The organism is Gordonia mangrovi (genome assembly GCF_024734075.1).
GTDB lineage: Bacteria > Actinomycetota > Actinomycetes > Mycobacteriales > Mycobacteriaceae > Gordonia > Gordonia mangrovi.
The window spans coordinates 460,947-482,218 of record NZ_CP102850.1 but is presented as its reverse complement, the minus strand read 5'-3'; the positions used below and the strand labels follow the sequence as shown (position 1 = coordinate 482,218).

The 21,272-nt window shown below is 68.6% G+C and carries 13 protein-coding genes; 9 read left to right on the top strand and 4 right to left on the bottom strand.

Annotation, left to right across the window (positions count from 1 at the left end; all coding sequences use genetic code 11):
• The first annotated feature begins 8 nt into the window (after positions 1-8).
• The 7 genes from NWF22_RS02325 (at position 9) to NWF22_RS02295 (ending at position 12,235) form a co-directional block, all read left to right on the top strand.
• Complete coding sequence (locus tag NWF22_RS02325; protein WP_160900810.1) at positions 9-3,473, top strand: ATP-dependent helicase; 3,465 nt, start codon at positions 9-11, stop codon at positions 3,471-3,473.
• Positions 3,466-6,864: an ATP-dependent helicase gene (locus tag NWF22_RS02320; protein ID WP_160900811.1), complete on the top strand. Its 3,399-nt coding sequence runs from the start codon at positions 3,466-3,468 to the stop codon at positions 6,862-6,864. The genes NWF22_RS02325 and NWF22_RS02320 overlap by 8 nt, the downstream gene beginning before the upstream one ends.
• A 34-nt stretch (positions 6,865-6,898) precedes the next feature.
• A complete protein-coding gene (locus tag NWF22_RS02315; protein WP_160900812.1) occupies positions 6,899-7,972 on the top strand; it encodes a potassium channel family protein in 1,074 nt (357 codons plus the stop codon).
• Complete coding sequence (gene nudC, locus NWF22_RS02310) at positions 7,972-8,904, top strand: NAD(+) diphosphatase (RefSeq protein WP_160900813.1); 933 nt, start codon at positions 7,972-7,974, stop codon at positions 8,902-8,904. Before NWF22_RS02315 ends, nudC begins: the two co-directional genes overlap by 1 nt.
• 71 nt (positions 8,905-8,975) lie before the next feature.
• On the top strand, positions 8,976-9,260 hold the full coding sequence (locus NWF22_RS02305; RefSeq protein WP_160900814.1) for a mycoredoxin: 285 nt from the start codon (positions 8,976-8,978) through the stop codon (positions 9,258-9,260).
• Between the two features lie 54 nt (positions 9,261-9,314).
• Positions 9,315-11,369 (top strand): ATP-dependent DNA helicase UvrD2, encoded by a 2,055-nt coding sequence (locus tag NWF22_RS02300; protein WP_160900815.1) that lies wholly within the window; start codon positions 9,315-9,317, stop codon positions 11,367-11,369.
• A 575-nt stretch (positions 11,370-11,944) separates the two neighbouring features.
• Positions 11,945-12,235, top strand: a complete 291-nt coding sequence (locus tag NWF22_RS02295; RefSeq protein ID WP_160900816.1) for a WhiB family transcriptional regulator — start codon at positions 11,945-11,947, stop codon at positions 12,233-12,235.
• Positions 12,236-12,252: 17 nt separating this feature from the next.
• On the opposite strand, the gene NWF22_RS02290 is transcribed toward NWF22_RS02295, so the two are convergent.
• The 3 genes from NWF22_RS02290 to NWF22_RS02280 all read right to left on the bottom strand — a co-directional run bounded on the left by NWF22_RS02290 (position 12,253) and on the right by NWF22_RS02280 (position 16,164).
• Positions 12,253-13,569, bottom strand: coding sequence for an ABC1 kinase family protein (locus NWF22_RS02290; RefSeq protein ID WP_160900817.1), 1,317 nt, complete (start codon positions 13,567-13,569; stop codon positions 12,253-12,255).
• Positions 13,570-13,635: 66 nt separating this feature from the next.
• The gene (locus NWF22_RS02285) at positions 13,636-14,574 is read right to left on the bottom strand and encodes a hypothetical protein (RefSeq protein ID WP_233750878.1); all 939 of its coding nucleotides are present in this window, start codon (positions 14,572-14,574) and stop codon (positions 13,636-13,638) included.
• Between the two features lie 93 nt (positions 14,575-14,667).
• Positions 14,668-16,164, bottom strand: a complete 1,497-nt coding sequence (locus NWF22_RS02280) for a zinc-dependent metalloprotease (protein ID WP_160900818.1) — start codon at positions 16,162-16,164, stop codon at positions 14,668-14,670.
• Between the two features lie 148 nt (positions 16,165-16,312).
• Between NWF22_RS02280 and NWF22_RS02275 the strand changes: the two genes are divergently transcribed.
• Positions 16,313-17,353, top strand: a complete 1,041-nt coding sequence (locus tag NWF22_RS02275; protein ID WP_160900819.1) for a YlbL family protein — start codon at positions 16,313-16,315, stop codon at positions 17,351-17,353.
• A gap of 83 nt (positions 17,354-17,436) precedes the next feature.
• Here NWF22_RS02275 and NWF22_RS02270 read toward each other — a convergent pair whose 3' ends face one another.
• Positions 17,437-18,015 carry a PPA1309 family protein gene (locus tag NWF22_RS02270; protein ID WP_258321305.1) on the bottom strand — a complete coding sequence of 193 codons (579 nt, stop codon included), beginning with the start codon at positions 18,013-18,015 and terminating at the stop codon, positions 17,437-17,439.
• A gap of 278 nt (positions 18,016-18,293) precedes the next feature.
• Here NWF22_RS02270 and NWF22_RS02265 point away from each other — a divergent pair, with 278 nt between their 5' ends.
• A complete protein-coding gene (locus NWF22_RS02265) occupies positions 18,294-21,248 on the top strand; it encodes a UPF0182 family protein (protein WP_202398335.1) in 2,955 nt (984 codons plus the stop codon).
• The last annotated feature ends 24 nt before the right edge of the window (positions 21,249-21,272 follow it).

Sequence of the window (21,272 nt, the reverse complement as noted above, 5' to 3'; positions counted from 1 at the left end):
ATGGGGACATGGCCCGACGCAGCGATTCCCACGGCACCGGAGGTACAGCGCTGCGCACCCGGTTGACGGCCGCCCCCGGCGCCGACGACCGTGCGCGGCAGTGGCCGCCCGACGTCACCGCGGTGATCGAGTCGGCGGTGACGCGTGAGTCGTCCCGGTCGTGGTCGCCCATCCGGGTACACGGTGGCCCGGGTACCGGAAAGACGTCGGTCATCGTCGATGCCGCGGTCGCGCGGTTGCTACGTGACGATGTCGACGCCGAGTCCGTTCTGGTGCTCGCGGCGTCCCGGCGGGCCGCGGCCTCGTTGCGGGAGGAGATCACTCGACGGGTGTTGTCGGCGACGTCTGATGGCGGTGACGGCGGCGTCGAGAACCGCGCGCTGCGTGAACCGTTGGTGCGGACCGTGCACTCGTATGCCTTCGCGGTGCTGCGGCTGCAGGCATCGGCGCACGGCAATCCGCCGCCCCGCCTGATCACCGGTTCCGAGCAGGACATGGTGTTGCGTGAACTCCTCGCCGGCGACATCGAGGACGGCGCCCGGTACTGGCCGGAACGGTTGCGGCCGGCCTTGGGTACCGACGGATTCGCCCAGGCGCTGCGCGACCTGATGATGCGGGCGGCCGAACGCGGGGTGGGACCCGAGGAACTGACCGCGCTCGGCCGCGAACACCGCCGCCCGGAATGGGTGGCCGCCGGGCGGGCGTATGCGCAGTACGAACAGAACATGCTGCTGCGCGGCTCGGTCGGTGCCGACGCCCCGGGAGCGTCCGCGCCCGCCGTGGACGCCGCTGAACTGATCGGTTCGGCCCTGTCGGCGTTCGCGACCGATCCCGATCTGCTCGCCGCGCAGCGCCGCCGGATCCGGCATCTGCTGGTCGACGACGCCCAGCACCTCGATCCGCAGGCGGCGGCGCTGGTCACCCTGATCGGGACGGGAGCCGATTCGACGATCATCGCGGCCGACGCCGACCAGTCGGTGTTCGGCTTTCGGGGCGCCAGCCCGCGGTTTGCCGACGAACTCGCTGATATCGGCTCGTCGCGAGATGTCGTGCTGGAGAGTACGTTCCGCAATCATCCCGAGATCGCCGCCGTCGGTGCCGCGCTCACCGCGCGGCTGCCCGGTGCCCGGCCGCATCCGTATCCGACGCCGACCGACGAGGCCGACGGCGACGACCCGAACCCTCTGCCCGGGGGTGCGGAGGTGAAGGTGTTCAGCTCGGCGGCCAAAGAGGCAACCGCCGTGGCCGACCTGTTGCGGCGTGCGCACCTGTTCGGCGGGGTGCCGTGGTCGCGAATGGCCGTGGTCGTGCGGTCGGTGTCGCTGGCGTTGCCCGCACTGCGCCGCGCGTTCCGCTCGGCCGGGGTGCCGGTGACGACCCCCACCAGTGACCTGCCGCTGCATCGGCAGCGGGCCGTCGGCGCGCTGATGGGGGTACTGCGGGTGGTCGCCGCCCGGGAGATCGCCGAACGAGAATCACCAGGACCGGAGCCAGATGACGGGGAATCGCTTGCGGTCCAAGAGTTCACGATCGACGATGCGGTTGCCCTGCTGGGTGGTCCGGTCGGTGGCGCCGATCCCGGAGCGATGCGCCGTCTACGTCGCGGTGTCCGCCGTCTCGATGAGCGCAGCGGGGGAGGTGCGGCCACCGATTCGCTGATCGCGATCCGGCGTGCGCTGCTCGACCGGGAGGTCGCCGCCCGCTACATCGCCGCACTGACCGACGCCGAGGCTCGGCCGCTGGTGCGGACCCTCGATGTCGTCAACGCCGCGGATCGCACCCATCGCGCGCGCCGCGGTGTCGAGGAGACGCTCTGGGCGGCCTGGCAGGCGACCGGCCTGGAGCGGCGCTGGGCGGCGAGCGCGATCCGCGGCGGACCGGCCGGCGAGCAGGCCGATCGCGATCTCGACGCGGTGATGGCGATGTTCGAGGCCGCGGCGAACTTCACCGACACGCTGCCGGCGGCGGGTCCGGCCGGGTTCGTGCGTTACCTTGGCGCGCTGCAGATCCCGCGCGACAGCCGGCTGGCCGGCTCGGGTTCCGATGCGGTCACCGTGCTGTCGGCGCATGCCGCCGCGGGCCGCGAATGGGATGTGGTGGCGGTCGCGGGCGTTCTCGACGGATTGTGGCCGTCGCTGCGCAGTCGGGGCAGCGTGCTGGCGACCGGACAACTCGTCGACCTGCTCGACGGGCTCGACCCCGATGCGCTGGACACCGTCGCGCGCTCGACCACGGCGCTCGCCGACGAACGCCGCCTACTACTGGTGGCGTGCACCCGCGCTCGCCGCCGACTGCTCGTCACCGCCGTGGAAGACGGCGGCGGCGATGCCTCGCCGTCGCGGTTCGTCGCCGAGATCGCGGACGCGATCCGGCGGTTCCGGGGGATCACCCTCCCGGATGCCGACGACCTCGGCGCCGACGGCACCGCCGACATCGCACTCGCGGAGTTCCCACTCGATCCCGGCGTCGGCCGCGTGCTGTCGCTGCCGTCGCTGGTGGCGAGCCTGCGGTCCGAGGTGGTCCTCGGTGCCGGACCGGACGGGCCGGGGGAGAAGGCTCGCGCTGCGGCCGAACTGCTTGCGCAGCTGGCAGATTCCGACATCCCGGGTGCTGCTCCCCGTGACTGGTACGGGCTGGGTGGCCCGAGCACCGACATCGCGCTATGGGCGCCCGACCGGGGTCCGGTGACGCTGTCGCCGTCGAACGTCGAGGCGCTGACCCGCTGTTCGTTGCGGTGGGTCCTGGAACGGCACGGTGGCCGCGACGGGGACGGGACGCCGGCGCTCACCGGCAGCCTCGTGCACACGCTCGTGCAGGCGGTCGCCGGACAGATCGACCCGGCCGAGGTGACCGCGGCGTTGCGTGGCATCTGGGATCGGGTGGACACCGGGGCGGCGTGGTACTCGGTGCGCGAACTCGAACGCGCCGAGGCGATGCTCACCAACTTCCGGGACTGGTTGCGAATGTCGCGCGACGAACTCTCCGAGGCGGGCGTCGAGGCCGACATCGACGCCACCGTGCCGGCCGGGGACGACGGTGACGCCGACATGGCGGTGCGGCTGCGGGGCCGCATCGACCGGTTGGAGTACGACCGCGACGGTCGGCCGGTGGTGGTCGACGTGAAGACGGCCAAGACGGCGATCTCGAAGGCGGATGCACAGGAGCATGCGCAGCTGGCCACCTACCAGCTGGCGCTGGCCCTCGGTGGCAGCACCGCGACCGCACCAGCCGAGCCCGGCGGCGGCCGGCTGGTGTACGTCTCCTCGGCGAACAAGAACACCGGCGCCGCCGAACGGGTCCAGGGGCCATTGACCACCGACCAGGTCGACGAGTGGATCTCGGTGGTGCGCAACGCCGCCCGTGCCAGTGTCGGGCCGATGTTCGCCGCCACCCGCAATCCTGGGTGTGCCCACTGTGCGCTCGCCACGAGCTGCCCGGCCCAGTTGCGCGGAAAGACGGTGACCGATGACTGAGCGGCCCACGATCTCGGCCGTCGCGATCGCCGCCGCCCTGGGTTTACCGACCCCGACGCCCGAACAGGTCGCGGTGATCGAGGCGCCGATGGAGCCGGTGCTGGTGGTGGCGGGCGCCGGTGCGGGCAAGACCGAGACCATGGCCGCCCGGGTGGTGTGGCTGGTCGCCAACGGGCTCGTCGCTCCCGACGAGGTGCTCGGCCTGACGTTCACCCGGAAGGCGGCCAGTGAGCTCGGCGCGCGCATCCGGCGGAGACTGTCGATGCTGGCCGGGTCACCGGCGTTGCGTGGCTGGGATGTCGACGGTGCCATCGCAGCCCGGCTGAGCGGCGGCGATCCCGAGGTCAGTACCTACCACGCCTACGCCGGGCGGCTCATCGCCGACTACGGGTTGCTGCTGCCGGTGGAACCCAACTCCACGCTGCTGTCGGAGACGGAGTTGTGGCAGATGGCGTTCTCGGTGGTGTCCAACTGGACCGGCGAACTGCACACCACCAAGGTGCCGGCCAGCGTCACCGAAGCGGTCCTGAAACTCTACGGCGACATGTCCGAGCACCTGGTCGACATGGACGACCTGCGTCGGGCCGGCGACGACCTGTATCAGCTGATCGACACACTGCCGAAGGGACCGCGTCAGCGGGACACCCCGACCCAGGCACTGCTCAAGGTCAAGGACGTCATCGACGAACGGCGCGAACTCATCCCGATGGTCATCGCGCTGGGGGAGACGATGCGCGCGGCGACCGCACTCGATTTCGGCAGTCAGATGTCCCTGGCCGCGAGGTTGGTCATGCGCAATCCGGAAGTGGTTGCCGCCGAGCGCAGCTCGTTCAAGGCGGTGTTACTCGACGAATACCAGGACACTGGCCACTCGCAGCGAATACTGCTCGCCACACTCTTCGGGGTGGCGCCGGGAGCGCCGAAACGGTCGGCGCGCGGATCGGTCGCGGTGACCGCGGTCGGCGATCCCATCCAGTCGATCTACGGATGGCGCGGCGCGTCGGCGGCCAACCTCCCGAGGTTCACCGACGACTTCCGTCAATCCGACGGTTCGCCCGCGGTGCGCCTGGAATTGTTGACGAGCTGGCGCAATTCGGCGCACGCTCTGCGACTGGCCAACGAGACCTCCGAGGAGTTGCGGCGCCGCGGCATCCCGGTCAGTGTGTTGCGTCCTCGCCCCGACGCGCCGACCGGAAACGTCTCCCTGGCCCTCACCGAGACCGTCGTCGACGAGCGGCGCTGGGTCGGCGAACACGTCGAACGGCTCTACCGGGGCGCCGAGGCGGCCGGCGAGCCGCCACCCACTACTGCCATCCTGGTGCGCCGCAACGACGATTCCGCACCGCTGGCGGCCGAACTGGAAAGCCGCGGCATCCCCGCCGAGGTCGTCGGCATCGGCGGGCTGCTGCACGTACCGGAGATCGAGGACGTCGTGGCGATGCTGCGACTGATCGCCGACCCGATGGCCGGTACCGCGGCGATGCGCCTGCTCACCGGGGCACGCTGGCAACTCGGTGCGGGCGATCTCGCGGCCCTGTGGAAGCGCGCCACCGAACTCGCCGCGGTCGAGTTCAACGCTGCGAAGGGGATCGTTGCCTCCCGTGAGGCCCTCGACGAGGCGTTGGACGCGGTGCTGCCCACCGAGATCGTCGACCGGGCCGGCATCGCCGACGCCCTGGTCGACCCGGGTGAGCCACACCGATACAGCGAGGAGGGATTTCGGCGCGTCCGTGCGTTCGGGGCGCAGCTGGAGTCGCTGCGGCGCCGGATCGGCCAACCGCTGCCCGAACTCGTCGCCGACGTGGAGAACACCATCGGTGTCGCCGTGGAGGCGCAGATCCGCGCGCGCCGGATGCGCGGTGCCATCACGGGCCGTGAACACCTCGATGCGTTCGCCGAATACGTGACCACCTATGCCGAACGGCCGGGCGCGAACCTGCCCGGCCTGCTCGCATTCCTCGATACCGCGGAGACCATCGAGAAGGGCCTGGAGCCGGGGCGGATCGAGGTCGCCGAACAGCGGGTGCAGATCCTCACCGTGCATGCCGCAAAAGGCCTGGAGTGGGATGTCGTGGTGTTGCCCCATCTGTGCCACAACATCTTTCCGGGCGGGCGGGCCGACACCACCTGGTTGGGCAGTGCGAAGGAGTTGCCTGCGCAGTTGCGCGGTGACCTGGCCGATGGAGCGAATGCGGAGGGATTCCCGCCGCTCGATCTGCACGCGGTGGGCGATCGCAAGGAACTCGAACTCGCACTGACCGAGCACAAGGAGGCCGTTGCGCAGCGTCGTCTCGAAGAGGATCGCCGGCTGCTCTATGTCGCGCTCACCCGAGCCAAGGAGACGTTGCTGATCTCCGCCCATCACTGGTCGGAGAGCGGCGACCGACCGCGCGGCGGGTCGGAGTTCTTCGCGGAGATCCGCTCGATCGTGACCGCGGCGATCGACGATCCGACCGTCGACTCGATCGGCATGGCGATCGATGTCGACGCCGACGAGCCGGCGCAGGACGCGACCAATCCGTTGGCCGACGAGATCGTGAGCGCACCGTGGCCCCGGGATGTCCTGGGGGAGCGGCGAGACGCGGTCGACGCGGCGGCCCGACTGGTGGAGGACGCGATCGCCGCGCGCGGCACACCGACGCTCTTCGAGGCGTCGGCCACCGACACCACACTTGGTTCCGGAGCGGCGGTGGCCTCGGAGGCGGACCTGACCGCGTCGGCTCGGGAGATCGCCGCGTGGCGCGCCGAGGTGGACGCCTTGTTGGCCGAGAACCATCGCATCAACACCGCGGAGGTCGACGTGGCGTTGCCGACGCATCTGTCGGTCAGCCAGCTCGTCGAACTCGACGCCGACGAGGCGGCCTTCGCGCGGCGGCTGCGTCGACCCACGCCATTCGCACCCAACCCGACCGCACGCCGCGGCACGGCCTTCCACGCCTGGGTGGAGGGTTGGTTCGGCGCCACCCGGCTCCTCGACATCGACGAACTGCCCGGTGCGGCCGACGCCACCGCGGCCCCCGACACCGACCTCGAGGAGTTGCGCGCGTCATTCCTCGCCTCGCGCTGGGCTCAGCGCAGCCCCACCGAGGTGGAGGTGCCGTTCGAGACGGTGATCGGTCCCACGGTGATCCGCGGCCGGATCGATGCGGTGTTCGCCGAGCCGGACGACGGCTGGCTGGTGGTGGACTGGAAGACCGGAGCGGTACCCGAGCCGGCCCGCCGCGAGTCGTTGTTCGTGCAACTCGCCGCCTACCGGATCGCCTGGGCGCAGTTGGCCGGCGTGCCGCTGGCGAAGGTGCGCGCGGCTTTCCACTACGTCCGTTCCGGCTACACCCTGGAGCCCGACGACCTGCCCGATCGACCTGCACTCGCTGCATTGCTGGCGAAATGAGCTAGATTCGCCTCGTGAGTGAACGGCAGTACGCGTGAGGCGACCGTCCGGTTTCCGGAGACGTCTGCGCTCCGAGCACCTGTCCGAGGGTCCCGACTACGCGCTGGTCGACGTCGTCCGTATCCCCGAGTTGCGGCAGAGTCCGGCGCAGGCCATCGGCAAGCGTGTCGTGTACGCCTTCATCGCACTGTTCTCCACCGCCGTGTTGGTCTACCTCGATCGTGACGGCTACAGCGACACCCAGGGCGATGGGCTCAGCTTCCTGGATGCGATGTACTACTCGGCCGTGAGTCTGTCGACCACCGGGTACGGCGACATCGCCCCGATCACCCCGTTCGCTCGCCTGACCAACCTGTTGATCATCACCCCGCTTCGCGTGCTGTTCCTGATCGTGTTGATCGGCACGACACTGGAGGTGTTGACCAAAGAGTCGCGGCAGGCACTCAAGATCCAACGTTGGAGGAACGCCGTGCGCAACCACACCGTCGTCATCGGGTACGGCACCAAGGGCCGGACTGCCGTGGACGCGATGATCGGCGACGGCACCAAGCCGTCGGAGATCGTGGTGGTCGACGCCGACCCCAACGTGCTCGATGCGGCCGCCGCCGACGGACTCGTCACCGTGCGCGGCGACGCGACGAAGTCCGATGTGTTGCGACTGGCCGGTGTGGCCCACGCAGCGAGCATCGTCGTTGCCGCCAACCGCGACGACACCGCGGTGCTGGCGACGCTCACCGCCCGCGAGATCAACCCGCGCGCCAAGATTGTCGCGTCGATTCGCGAGTCGGAGAACACCCACCTGATGCGTCAGTCCGGTGCGAACTCGGTGGTGGTGTCGTCGGAGACCGCGGGCCGGCTGCTGGGGATCGCCACGTTGACCCCGTCGGTGGTCGAGGTGATCGAGGATCTACTCACCCCCGACGCCGGCTACGCCATCGCCGAACGCGAAGTCGATCCCACGGAGACCGGCGGGTCACCGGCGCACACCCGAGACATCGTGCTCGGGGTGGTGCGCAACGGGATGTTGCACCGCGTGGACGACAGCGAGGTGGAACAGATCGAGGTCGGCGACCGGCTGCTCTACGTGCGCAAGGGTGGCCAGGACTGATGACGCACTTCACGCTCGCCCGCCCGCCGCTGCTGGCGCAGGCGATGTTCGACCGTGCCGACGAGATCCGCGACGACCCGGACCGGATGCGCTCGGGTTGGCCCACGGCGCGGGTGCTGCAGATCGACCGGGCGGGACGCTATCCGGTGACCGACGACGGCGGCCTGCGGTGGGTGCCGGCCGCCGGACTCGGTGACCGACCACCGGAGGACGCCGTCTTCCTCGGGGTCGCCGGCGCCGATCTGTGGACACTGCGCGTCGACGAACTCGACGGCCGGGCCGACGATCCGCGGCGCGGGGCCCACGGGCTGACCGCCGATGAGGCGGGCCTGCTGGTGACCGCCCTGGGCATCCTCAATTGGCATGCCACCGCAGCCTTCTCGCCGGTGGACGGCACACCCACCCGGCCCGCGCGAGGTGGGTGGGTGCGCCGGCATCCGGATACCGGCGTCGATGAATTCCCACGCACCGATCCCGCGATCATCACCGTCGTCCACGACGGTGCCGACCGGGTCCTGCTGGGGCGGCAGTCGGTGTGGCCCGACGGTTGGTACTCCACCCTCGCCGGATTCGTCGAACCCGGCGAATCGCTGGAGCAGTGCGTGTTGCGTGAGGTGTACGAAGAGGTCGGTATCACCGTCCGCGAGCCGCGGTATCTCGGCAGCCAGCCGTGGCCGTTTCCCAGGTCGTTGATGCTTGGTTTCTCCGCGCTCGGCGACCCGGCCACACCGCTGCGGTTCCTGGACGGTGAGATCGGCGACGCGGCCTGGTTCGAGCGTGCCGAGGTCATCGAGGCCCTGGAGAACGGCAGCGAGTGGGTCCGTGGCGACGGCGCGGTGGGCACCAGTGCGGACGGACGCCGACTGCGTCTACCCGGCTCGATCTCCATCGCCCGGTCCCTCATCACCGCCTGGGCGTACGCCGCGGCGTGATCCGTCTCGTCGGCGCGCGGTGACACGGTCGGAGTGGGAACAGCACGGAGTTCCGTGCTGTTATGGGGGACATGAGCAACGTGATCGACGACGACGCCTCGGCCCGGGTCTCCGACACCGGAGAGCTGACCATGTACACCACCAGTTGGTGCGGCTTCTGCGCCCGCCTCAAGACGGGCCTCAAGGGGCTGGGCCTGACCTGGCAGGAAGTCGACATCGAGCTGAATCCTGACGCCGCGGAGTTCGTCGGCAGCGTCAACGGCGGAAACCACGTGGTTCCGACCGTGCTCTACGCCGACGGCACCACGGCGACCAACCCCTCGGTGGCCGAGGTCAAGGCGAAGCTCGGGGTCTGAACCACCAGCCGCCGGCCCGATCGAGGTGTCGGCGCCCGATGGCATAGTGAACCGGTGCCCGATCCTCACCGCATCCTCGACGGTCTCGATCCCGAGCAGCAGCGGGCGGTCCTGGCATCCCGCGGACCGGTGTGCGTGCTGGCCGGTGCCGGCACCGGCAAGACCCGCACCATCACCCGCCGGATCGCCCACCTGATCGACAGCGGTCAGGTGAGTCCGGGACATGTCCTGGCGGTCACCTTCACCACCCGGGCGGCCGGCGAACTGCGGGCGCGGCTGCGTGCGCTGGACATCAGCGGTCCGGGCGCCTCCGTGCAGGCCCAAACCTTCCATGCCGCCGCGCTGCGTCAGCTGCGCTACTTCTGGCCCCGTGGACTGACCTGGGAACTGCTCGACCACAAGCTCCCGGTGGTAGCGCACGCCGCGCGCCGCGTCGGGGTGACGACCACCAGTGAGACGCTGCGCGACCTGGCGTCGGAGATCGAGTGGGCGAAGGGTTCGCTGATCGCCCCGGCCGACTATCCGGCCCGGGCCGCCGAGGCCGCCCGGGATGTGCCGTTCGGCCACGATGTGGTCGCCGCGGTGTTCGACGGTTACGAGGCGGCCAAACGCGATGGCTCGCACCTGCTGCTCGACTTCGACGATCTGATCATCTACGCGGGTGAGATCCTGCGCGAACCGGACGCCGCGAGCAATTTCCGGGCCCGCTACCGCTGTTTCGTCGTCGACGAGTACCAGGACATCACCCCTGTGCAGCAGCGGCTGCTCGATTCCTGGCTCGGCGAACGCGACAACCTGACGGTCGTCGGCGACGCGAACCAGACCATCTACTCCTTCGCCGGCGCCACCGCCGAGTACCTGTTGGGCTTCACCCGGCGCTTCCCCGATGCCACCCTCGTCCGCCTCCAACGGGACTATCGGTCCACACCGGAGGTCGTGGCCGTCGCCAATCAGGTCATCGGCGCGGCCACCGAACGCATCCCCGGCACCCGCCTCGAACTGATCGGTCAGCGCGACCGGGGACCGGCGCCACGTCCGGCCGAGTTCGCCGACGACATGCGTGAGGCGCGTGGTGTCGTCGCGCAGATCAAACACCTCGTCAATGCCGGCACTCCGCCTGCCGAGATCGCGGTCCTGTACCGGGTGAACGCGCAATCCGAACGTTTCGAAGAGGTGCTCGGCGAGGCCGGCATCCCGTATCAGGTCCGGGGCGCGGAGGCGTTCTTCACCCGGACCGAGATCGTGCAGGCCATGCACAAGCTCACCGACGCCGCCGGACGCGACGATCTGCCGGCAGACTCCGATGCCGCCCGGGTGGTGCGTGCGGTCCTCGCGCCGCTCGGGCTCAGCACCGACGAGCCGGTCGGACCGCATGCCAAGGCTCGATGGGAGTCCCTGCGTGCGTTGATGTCCGTGGTGGATGAACTGCTCGCCGACGAGCCGGGCATGTCGCTGCGGCGGCTGGTGAGCGAGCTGACGATCCGTGCCGAGGACCGCCACACCCCCGAACGCACCGGGGTGACGTTGGCGTCGCTGCACGCCGCCAAGGGGCTGGAATGGGATGCGGTCTTCCTCGTCGGCCTCACCGAGGGGTCGGTGCCGATCGCGCAGGCCATCGGGCACGGCCCCCAGGCCATCGAGGAAGAACGTCGACTGTTCTACGTGGGTATCACCCGCGCCCGCGAACATCTCTATCTGTCGTGGAGTCTGTCGCGTACCGGCACCGGCCGTGTCACACGACGCCGGACCCGGTTCCTGGACGGGATCGATCTCGATCCCCGCCGCAGTGGACGGTGCAGCGCATGCGGTGCGGACCTGGTGAGCCCCGAGTCACGGGTACGGGGTCGCTGTGGCAGCTGCCGGATCGAAGAACACGGCGACGAACTGCTGGCGGCGTTGCGCACCTGGCGTCGAGACCACGCCCAGGAGCGCGGAGTGGGCGAGTTGGCCGTGCTCACCGACGCGATGTTGGAGGCGATCGCCGATCGTCGTCCCGCCGACACCGAGTCGTTGGCGGCCATTCCCGGCATCGGACCGGTCAAACTCGATCAGTTCGGTGGCGAGGTTCTGGAGGTCGTCCGGGTTCGCGGGTCCGCCGGCGGCGGGTGAACACGTCCGACGGAACGTGAAACCGCAGGTCAAAAATTGGTTGTGCGATGTGTGTCGCGACACTTACCCTTGATTCGTCAGCACGGGGAGAGATCCGTATGTCCGTATCGGGTTCCCTCACAGGTGGAAGTCTTCGAGCACAGAAAGGAGCGGATCAGTGAACGGAATCAACATCGCGGCAATCGTCAGCGTGCCTGCGGCGCAGCCGGGTATGGCCCCTGCCCTCGATGCATCCCGTCACGCCCGCTTCTGGGTCGACGAGCCCCGCGTGCCGGTGGCCATCCATCCGGTTGCCGATCGGGTAGCGAAGGCACCCGCAGGCGCCGCAACCGCCGCAGCCCGAGCGCCGCAGCGGTTCCCCGTGCAGATTCGAAATCATCGGAGTCACTGACTCCGGACTTTCGGGCCACGGGCGAATCGCAGAGGCGAACCCGTGGCCCCTTGTGAACGACCGTGAACCGCCTCTGGCGACAGCCGTCCGAACCGGACGAGCGTCGGAGTTGTAGTTCCATCGTCGACATCCACATCGGGACGCGGGTGCAACACCCCAAACACGAGCAGATGTGGAGAGCAGAATGACTGTCGATTGCGTTCTCGAATCCTGTCCCACGGCGGACCGCGGGTCGGTCGGCGGCCTGGACCTGCCCTGCCAGGTGACCGACGCCGATCTGTGGTTCGCCGAGGACCCCCGGGATCTCGAGCGGGCCAAGGCCATGTGTGCCGAGTGCCCATTGCAGCGAGCCTGCCTGCAGGCCGCCCTCGACCGCGCCGAGCCCTGGGGGGTCTGGGGCGGCGAGATCTTCGAACGTGGCGCGGTGGTCGCACGCAAGCGGCCGCGTGGCCGCCCACGCAAGAACGCCGCGTGAGGAGTGGGTGTCCGGACTCAGTCCGCGAGGCCGGGCACCCACTCCTCCATGATCGCCCGGTACGGCGCGTCCGCCTCCAGCTGTGACGCGATCCCGACGCATCCGGCGAGCACGCGGAACACCATCACATAGTTCTTGGGCACGTTGAGATTTCGCGACGTCTTGTACACGTCACCGCGAACGTCGGTGGCCTTGCCGGCCGCACGCTGCATCCACTTGCGGGTAAAGTGGAAGGACTCGGTGTAGAGCGGATCGACATACGGCTTCAGATAGGCCTCGATGTCGGCGGCGGTCACCCGATCGGCGCGGGACTCGCGGATGAAATCGGTCCGCACCATCAACTCTTTGAGTTCTTCGTACTGCTTGTCGCGGGCCAGCCGCAGGATCGGCCCGGTCTCGGCGGGCAGTCCGTTGGGGTAGTGCCCGACGGCACCGAAATCCAGTGCGCCGAAACGACCGTCGGCGGTGATGAAGAAGTTGCCCGGATGCGGGTCACCGTGCAGCAACCCGACCCGGAACGGTGAACTCACCTCGAAGGTGGCCATCTTCGCTGCCGCGTCGTTGCGGGTCTCCTGATCACCGGAGACGATGATCTTCGACAGCGGAGTTCCCACAAGCCATTCCGATACGATGACCTTCGGTGCGCTGGCAACCACCTTCGGGATGACGAAATCCGGGTCACCATCGAACGCCTTGGCGAACGCACGCTGGTTGTCGGCTTCACCGAGATAGTCGAGTTCGGCCTCGGTGCGGTCGATGAGTTCGTCCATCATCGCCTTGACATCGGTGCCCGGCGACATCTTCTGGATCACCCCGGACATGCGCGACAAGGTCTTGAGGTCGGCTTTCAGGGCGTGGTCGGCGCCGGGGTACTGGACCTTGACCGCCACCTCGCGACCATCCGACCAGACGCCCTTGTGGACCTGCCCGATGCTCGCCGATGCGGCAGGTTCGTCGGAGAATTCGCGGAAACGTTCCCGCCACTTGGTGCCGAGCTGCTGATCGAGCACCTTGTGCACCTTCGGTGCGGGCAGAGGCGGCGCCTCGGCCTGCAGTTTGGTCAGCGCCTCGCGGAACGGTTCCCCGAATTCGTCGGGGATCGCGGCCTCCATGATGGACATGGCCTGACCGACCTTCATCGCGCCACCCTTCAGTTCTCCGAGAACGGAGAAGAGCTGTTCGGCGGCGCGCTCCAGCATCTCCTGCTGGACCTCATCCTTGTCCCGGCCGGCCATGCGCTTGCCGAGTCCGGCCGCAGCGCGACCGGCCATTCCGATGGGCAATGACGCCAGTCTGGCGTTGCGTCGTCCTTGCCCCCGAGCGATGTCACTCATAGCGTCCTTTCCCCACCACAGGATAGAGGACAGGGTGCGACACCCGGCCGCCGCCACACCTGGCGTTCAGCCCGCCCGCGCCACCATCGGTCGGCATGTGCACAGGGGATGTGGCGGCCAATTGGTCGCTTCCAGTCGAGCCGGTGTCGGATGGAACTCCAATGCCCGGTCGAGCAACTCGGGCGTGGTGTCGGTGCGCTCCGACCACAACGCCCCGGCGAGCTGCTCGATCTGCGACTGGGCGAGTGCCGCCGTGCCGCGGATGACGCCGGCGGTGCCGAACCCGGTCTGCGCCACCATCTGCGCCGCCAGCATCGGCCAGTCCGGTTCGAGGTCGGCGCGATGGTGATCGGCGCAGCGCAGACAGCTCGACAAACCCGGCAACACCAGCGGTCCCACCACTCCCACCCCGTCGCGTACACGTACCGGCAGATGTGCGACGCGGGCGGCGAGCATCGCGCTGACCACCGCCGGATCGTGCACGAGGTAGTCGGTGAGCACCACCAGGTTCGCGGTCCACCCATCGTCGGCGATCGTCGTCGGCGGCCGGGCCGATCGCCGCGGAGCCAGACCCGATTCGGTGAGCGAGGTGATGAGCAGATCGGCCAGCGGGCCGTGGCCGTGCAGAGCGATCCGTAGGCTCGTCGCAGTCGATCCGGGGGCCGCCGACACCGCGAGACCCGCCGCGGTCAGGTGCGCGACGATGTCGGCGAGATCGGCGACGGTCAACCCGATCGCCCGCGCCTTGCGCTGAGTCTCGACGGCCGGCCGGACCACACCGAGTCCACGCAGCAACGCCGCGACGTCGGCGGCCCGCGTCTGCGTGGGCAGTTCGATGACGATGCTGGCGTGCGGGTCACTGCCGACATGGACGCGGTTACCCGGCCGTACCAACACCGGTGTGCCCGGCCGCAACAACGGCAGGGTCAGCGGTGGCGCGGCCGGGGCCGGCGCATCCGGGCCGTCGCCGGCCGGAACGACACGTCGGACAACTCGATTGGCCATGGCGTCACTGTGCCACCTCCGCGTGCGGGTTCCGGGGAGTTGTCCACAGGTGAGACGTGGGTGATCAGTTGTCCAGAGATCTGGTCGCGCCGGTCACCGGTCGCGCGGGTCCGCCTCGCGGCCGTCCGGGCCGTCGGTGTCCGAATCGTCGCTGCCGGCATCCTCGGCCGACTTCTCGGCGCGTTCCTGCGCCAGCGTGGCCTCCAGCTGGGCGATCGGATCATCGAACGAGCTCACACCGCCGCCGATCACACCGTCGATGAATGCCGCGGGGTTGTCGAGGTCCTCGGCGTCGGGGATCAGGTCGGGGTGCGCCCACACCCCGTCGCGGGTCGCGATGTCACCGGCCTCGACGAGCTGGCGCCACAGGGCCGATGCCTCCCGGACCTTGCGCGGCCGCAACTCCATCCCGACGAGCGTGGCGAAGGTCTGCTCGGCGGGACCCCCGGACGCCCGTCGGCGGCGCATGGTCTCCGTCAGCGCGCCGACGCTGGGGATGCGGTCGGCCAGGGCCGTCGACACCACCTGCTCCACCCACCCCTCGATGAGGGCGAGCAATGTCTCGAGTCGCGCGAGTGCGGCTTGCTGCTCCGGTGTGGTGGTCGGTTCGAAGGACGCCGACGATCCGATGAGCTCCTCGAGTTTGGCCGGGTTCGACAGCAGTTCCTGTGGGTCGACTCCCTCGGTCATGCCGGCGATGCCGCTGAAATCGATGCTGATACCGCGGGCGTACTCCTCGACCGTTGACAGCAATCGTTGGCGCAACCACGGGACGTGGGTGAACAGCCGTACGTGCGCCGCCTCACGTGCCGCGAGGAAGACGACGATTTCCTGCGCCGGTTGCTCGAGCCCCTCGGCGAACTTCGCGATCGCCTCGGGAAGCAGGACCGCCTCTCCTTCGGGCGCCAACGGCAACCCGACGTCGGTGGAGGTCAGCACCTCTTTGGCGAGTTGGCCCAGGCCCTGGCCGAGTTGAGTGCCGAACGCCATGCCGCTCATCTGGGTGAGCATGCCCATCATCGGTCCGGCGAACTGGGCGGCCTCGGGCGGAAGGTTCTGTTCCCAGGTGCGCGACAGTTGCTCGGCGACCGGATCGCACAGCCGTTTCCAGGTGGGCATCGACTCCTCGAGCCACGTCACCGGGGTCCAGGCCACCGATTGGCGCACCCCGCTGGGAAAGGTGGTGACGTCGTCGAGCCAGACCTCGGCCAGTCGGACCGCGTCGGTGACGGCGCTGGTCTCCTTGTCCAGGACCGGCGTGAAATTGCCGATCTGTTGGCGCGCCAGATTGGTCGCGACCTGGTAATTCACTGGGCCGCCACCACCGCCGGATCCGGGAGTCATGCCGGCGCCCATGCCGCTGAACATGCTGCCCAGTTGAGAGAACATCTGGCCCAACTGCGACGGGTCGAACGAGCCGGGATCGAATCCCTCACCACCGGGGGCGAATCCGAAGGGATTCTGGGCGCCGCCGGCCGACCCGCCGGACCCGGACTGATCCTTGCGCTCATTCTTGCGGCGCTCGTTCTCTGCGCGGCGCTCGTCGTCTCCGTCACCGGACGGGGAGAACCCGAAGGGCAGATCATTCATGCCCTCCACGGTACCGCCCGGGCATCGATGTGGCGTTCGCCTTGAGCGTAGGCCGCTCACCGCCCAGTCGGTGCGGTGGCGGTCGTCGCCTGGCAACGGCGGTGAGCGGCACGGATCGCCGTCGGGCAGGTCAACTACTGTGAGCGGAATGAGTCTGAAGCCCGGCCATCGTCGCATTGCGACTGTCGCCGTGACGGCGATGGTGTTCGTGGCCCTGCTGTTCATCGGTACGTCCGTGCAGGTGCCGTTCGTCGCTCTGGGGCCGGGTCCCACCGTCAACACGCTCGGTGAGCTCGACGACAAACCGGTGGTCGACATCACCGGCGTCCCCACCGATCCCACCACCGGAAATCTCAATCTCACCACCGTCTCGGTCACCGACGGGATGTCGCTGTTCCAGGCGCTCGGGATGTGGATGTCAGGGACGTACAGTCTCGAACCGCGCGACCGACTGTTCCCCCCCGATCAGACCCCCGACCAGGTCCGCGAGCAGAACCAGCAGGAGATGACGGGTTCGGAGGACAGCGCCACCGCGGCCGCGTTGCGCTATCTCGACCGCCCCACCAAGCTGGTGCTCACCTCGGTCGCCGACGACGGACCGGCCGCCCCGGAACTCGAGGTGGACGATCAGGTCCTCAGTGTCGACGGTCGTGCGGTGTCGACAACCGCCGAGATGCAGGATGCGGTCATGGCGCATGCGCCCGGCGAGTCGGTGCCGATCGAGATCGAGCGCGGCGGACAGCGGCGATCGGTGACGATAACCCTGGCGGCCCGGCCCGACGACCCGGAGGTCGGCTACCTCGGTGTCACGCCGGAGGTGGTCAACGCCGATCCCGCACTGAAGATCTCCTACAACGTCGGGGACATCGGCGGTCCGTCGGCCGGAATGATGCTGACCCTGGCCGTGATCGACCGGCTCAGCCCGGGGGAGCTGACCCACGGCGACTTCATCGCGGGTACCGGCACCATCACCGAGGACGGGGTGGTGGGGCCGATCGGGGGTATCACCCACAAGACCCGGGCGGCGCGCGATGCCGGCGCCACAGTGTTCCTGGTGCCCGAACGCAATTGCGTCGAAGCGGTTTCCGATGCCCCCGAGGGGCTGACCCTGGTGAAGGTGGGCGACCTGGACGGGGCCGTCGACGCGCTCGACGCGCTCGGCGACGGCCGGCCCGCTCCACGCTGCTGAACAGCACACGGCGGTCGATCACACCGATCGTCGATCACACCGCAGAGCGACCGCGCGATCGCGCCGGCATCCGTGCCGGGCGTTCAGTCGCTCTCGTCGAACGTGTGCGCGAGCGCCGCACGAAGGTCGGCGGCGAGGTCGTGACGGGTGAGCAACTCGATGTTCCCGTCATCGGCCCCATCGGCCCCATCGGCGTCGTCGGGGCGTAGCCGGAGCAGACCCAGGGTGGTCCCGGTCCGCAGGGCGCCGACGATCAGGCGCGCGCTCCGGCGATCGGGGTGCGTGGCCGCGGCCGCGACGTCTTCGGTCCCATCCGCCTCGGGCGGCAGGACGACGATCTCCTGGATCAATGCCGCGCCCGCGACCGCCGAGGGCCACGTCGTGGTGGCCAGGACCCGTTCGATCTCTGCCCCGGCGCCGTGGGCCGATGCGGGGAGTGGTTCCTGGGCGACCGGACTGAGCGCGGAGTCGTCCTCGGGATCGATCAATCCCGGTTGTGACGCTGCCAGGACCGCGGTGGGCACCAGCGCGAACAGCATCGGCGGTTGCCCCCATCCCGCGGTGTCGACGAATTCGACGACCTCACGCAGCGCGGCGCCCAGGTCGTCGACGGACAGATCGGTGGGGTCGGTTGGCGGGCGGCCCAGGTCGTCGTCGGTCACGGTGTCATCTTGCCGCCTCGCGTCGGTGTGACATGGAACTCACCGCGGCGACCGATCGTTGCCGGTTCGTCGTACACCACCCGACAGCACAGCCGATGCCCTGTTCGACGCGCCGGATCACGGTCGCACCCGCGGCCGGTACGGCACCGTCGATCCCATCGCGGGCCGACCAGTACAGTTGGGTGCACGAGTCAGGCGGGCGTCCACGCCGGTCGGGCCGATGTCCGGATTGAGAACTTTGGAGAGTGGGTCAGGTGGGCGTTCGCGGGCCGGCTGGTATGCCGACACTGTCGCGCAGAAGCAAGATCGCCATCGGGGTCGGCGTCGGCATCCTGGTGCTGCTGCTGGTCGGGCCCCGGCTGGTCGGGCTGATCACGGACTGGCTGTGGATGTCCGATGTCGGTTACACGCGGGTGTTCTCCACCGTGATGTGGACCCGGGTGATCCTGTTCCTCATCACCACCGTGGTGGTGGGTCTGCTCATCTTCGGCGCCATCGCGATGGCGTACCGGACGCGGCCGGTGTTCGTGCCGGCCTCGGGTCCGAATGATCCGCTCGCGCGCTACCGGACCACCGTGATGGGCCGCACCCGGTGGTTCGCCATCGTCCCGGCGATCATCATCGGGGTCCTGGCCGGTCTGGTCACGCAGGGCTCCTGGGCGACGGTGCAGACCTTCCTGCACGGCGAGCAGTTCGGAATCACCGATCCGCAGTTCGGCATCGACGTGAGCTTCTACGCCTTCGATCTGCCCTTCATCAGGCTGGTGTTGAACCTGCTGTTCGTGGTCGTGGTGATCGCCTTCCTGGCGAACCTGCTGACGCACTACCTGTTCGGGGGCATTCGGCTGACCGGCGGTGGCTCCAACGGCAACGGACCGTCGTTCTCCACCGCCGCGCGCATCCAGCTGGCCGCGCTGGCCGGCACCTTCCTGCTGCTCAAGGCAGCCGCGTATTGGCTTGACCGGTATTCCTTGCTGTCGAGCCAGCGCAAGCAGGACATCTTCACCGGCGCGAGCTACACCGACATCAATGCGGTCCTGCCCTCGAAACTGATCCTGATGGCGATCGCGATCATCTGTGCGGTCGCCTTCTTCGCCGGCATCGTGCTGCGGGATCTGCGGGTGCCGGCTCTGGCGACCGCGTTGATGTTGCTGTCGGCGCTGGTGATCGGCGTCGGGTGGCCGCTGGCGATGGAGCAGTTCTCGGTCAAGCCGAACGCGGCGCAGAAGGAATCCGAATACATCTCCCGCAACATCACGGCGACCGAACAGGCCTACGGTATCGGTCCAGAACAGGTCACCACCCAACCGAACTGGACGGCCGAACCGGTCAACCAGGCCTCGGTCGACGCCGACGTCCCGACGTTGTCGAATATCCGCATCCTCGACCCGAACATCGTGTCGCCGGCGTTCACGCAGCTACAGCAGCGGCAGAACTTCTACGGATTCCCCACCCAGCTGGCGTTGGACCGCTATGACATCGATGGTGAGATGCGCGATTTCGTGGTCGCGGTCCGTGAGATCGACCCCGCGCGACTGGTCGGCAACCAGACGAACTGGCTCAACAAGCACCTCGTCTACACCCACGGCAACGGATTCGTCGCCGCGCCGGCCAACCGGGTCAACCAACCCGCCTCCGACGACGTCGAGGGCGGCGGTTCGCCGGTCTTCTTCGTCAGCGACCTGTCGAACTACCAGTCCGAGGAGTACCAGGCCGAGGCGCCGATCAAGGTCACCCAGCCGCGCATCTACTTCGGTGAGCTGATCTCGCAGGTCGATCCCGACTACGCGATCGTCGGCTCCAACAACGATGAATCCCGCGAGTACGACACCCAGGACTCGACCTACACCTACCAGGGTGACGCGGGCGTCTCGCTGGGCAACTACTTCAACCGGCTGCTGTATTCGATCCGGTTCGCCGAGCGCAACTTCCTGCTCTCCGGTGAGATCAACGAGAACTCGAAGCTGCTCTACGACCGCGACCCACGCGACCGCGTGAAGAAGGCGGCGCCGTGGCTGACAGTCGACTCCAAGACGTATCCGGCAGTGATGGCCGACGGTTCGATCAAATGGATCGTGGACGGTTACACGACACTGGACAATTACCCGTACGCGCAGCGGACCTCGCTGCAGGCGGCAACGGCCGACGCGCAGGAACTGAACCAGGGCCAGACTGGGCGGACCCAGGTCAACCGGAGCGTCTCCTATGTGCGGAACTCGGTGAAGGCCACGGTCGACGCCTACACCGGCGAGGTCACGCTCTACCAGTTCGACGACCAGGACCCGGTGCTGCGGACGTGGATGAACGTCTTTCCCGGAACGGTGAAATCGCGTGGCGAATTCGACCAGCAGGAATCGCTCGCCGATCACGTCCGATACCCGGAAGATCTGTTCAAGATCCAGCGCTCGTTGCTGACGAAGTACCACGTCACCAATCCGCAGCAGTTCTTCGAGGGCAGTGACTTCTGGTCGGTGCCGTCGGACCCGACCAACGAGGACGCCGATGCACAGGGCCTCGACCAACCGCCCTACTACTTCGTGGCGTCTTCGCCGGAGAACGCGCTGCCGTCGTTCCAGCTGACCTCGGTGCTGACACGTCTGAACCGGCCCATCCTGGGTGCCTACATGACGGTGTCGTCGGATCCCGCGGACTACGGTCAGATCACCGTCAAGACCATCCCGACCAACATCCAGCGAGATGGTCCTCGGCAGGCGTTCAACCCGATGCAGCAGGACGATCGGGTGGCCGAGAGCCGACGAAATTTCCAGGGCAACGTCGACGTCATGTTCGGCAACTTGTTGACGTTGCCGGTGGGCAACAGCGGCATCCTCTATGTGGTGCCGATGTACGCCCAGGCACGCGGTGAGGGCACGTATCCGCGCCTGTTCCGGGTGATCACCCGGTACGAGAATCAGGTCGGTTATGCGCCCACCACGGCGGGTGCGCTGTCGCAGGTGGGTATCAATCCGCAGGGGGCCGCACTGGTTCCCGGTGAGACCCCGGCACAGCCGGAAACGCCTGAGCAGACCGAGCAACCGCCGGCCGGCGAACAGCAGCAGGTGACGCCGCCCGCGACGGGGTCGACACAGGAGCGCGACGCCGCGTTGCAGGCGATCAGCGAAGCGCTGGACGCTCTGGCGGAGGCGCAGAGTTCGGGGAACTTCACCGCCTACGGCGAAGCCCTCGACCGGCTGAACCAAGCGGTGCAGCAGTACGAGTCGCTGCCCAACTAGCGAAGTGAGAACCGAACAGGCCCG

Bases quoted from the DNA above. Each gene is read 5' to 3' on its own strand.
- NWF22_RS02325 (WP_160900810.1), top strand. From the start codon at position 9: ATGGCCCGACGCAGCGATTCCCACGGCACCGGAGGTACAGCGCTGCGC.
- NWF22_RS02320 (WP_160900811.1), top strand. From the start codon at position 3,466: ATGACTGAGCGGCCCACGATCTCGGCCGTCGCGATCGCCGCCGCCCTG.
- nudC (WP_160900813.1), top strand. From the start codon at position 7,972: ATGACGCACTTCACGCTCGCCCGCCCGCCGCTGCTGGCGCAGGCGATG.
- NWF22_RS02305 (WP_160900814.1), top strand. From the start codon at position 8,976: ATGAGCAACGTGATCGACGACGACGCCTCGGCCCGGGTCTCCGACACC.
- NWF22_RS02295 (WP_160900816.1), top strand. From the start codon at position 11,945: ATGACTGTCGATTGCGTTCTCGAATCCTGTCCCACGGCGGACCGCGGG.
- NWF22_RS02290 (WP_160900817.1), bottom strand. From the start codon at position 13,569: ATGAGTGACATCGCTCGGGGGCAAGGACGACGCAACGCCAGACTGGCG.
- NWF22_RS02285 (WP_233750878.1), bottom strand. From the start codon at position 14,574: ATGGCCAATCGAGTTGTCCGACGTGTCGTTCCGGCCGGCGACGGCCCG.
- NWF22_RS02280 (WP_160900818.1), bottom strand. From the start codon at position 16,164: ATGAATGATCTGCCCTTCGGGTTCTCCCCGTCCGGTGACGGAGACGAC.
- NWF22_RS02275 (WP_160900819.1), top strand. From the start codon at position 16,313: ATGAGTCTGAAGCCCGGCCATCGTCGCATTGCGACTGTCGCCGTGACG.
- NWF22_RS02265 (WP_202398335.1), top strand. From the start codon at position 18,294: ATGCCGACACTGTCGCGCAGAAGCAAGATCGCCATCGGGGTCGGCGTC.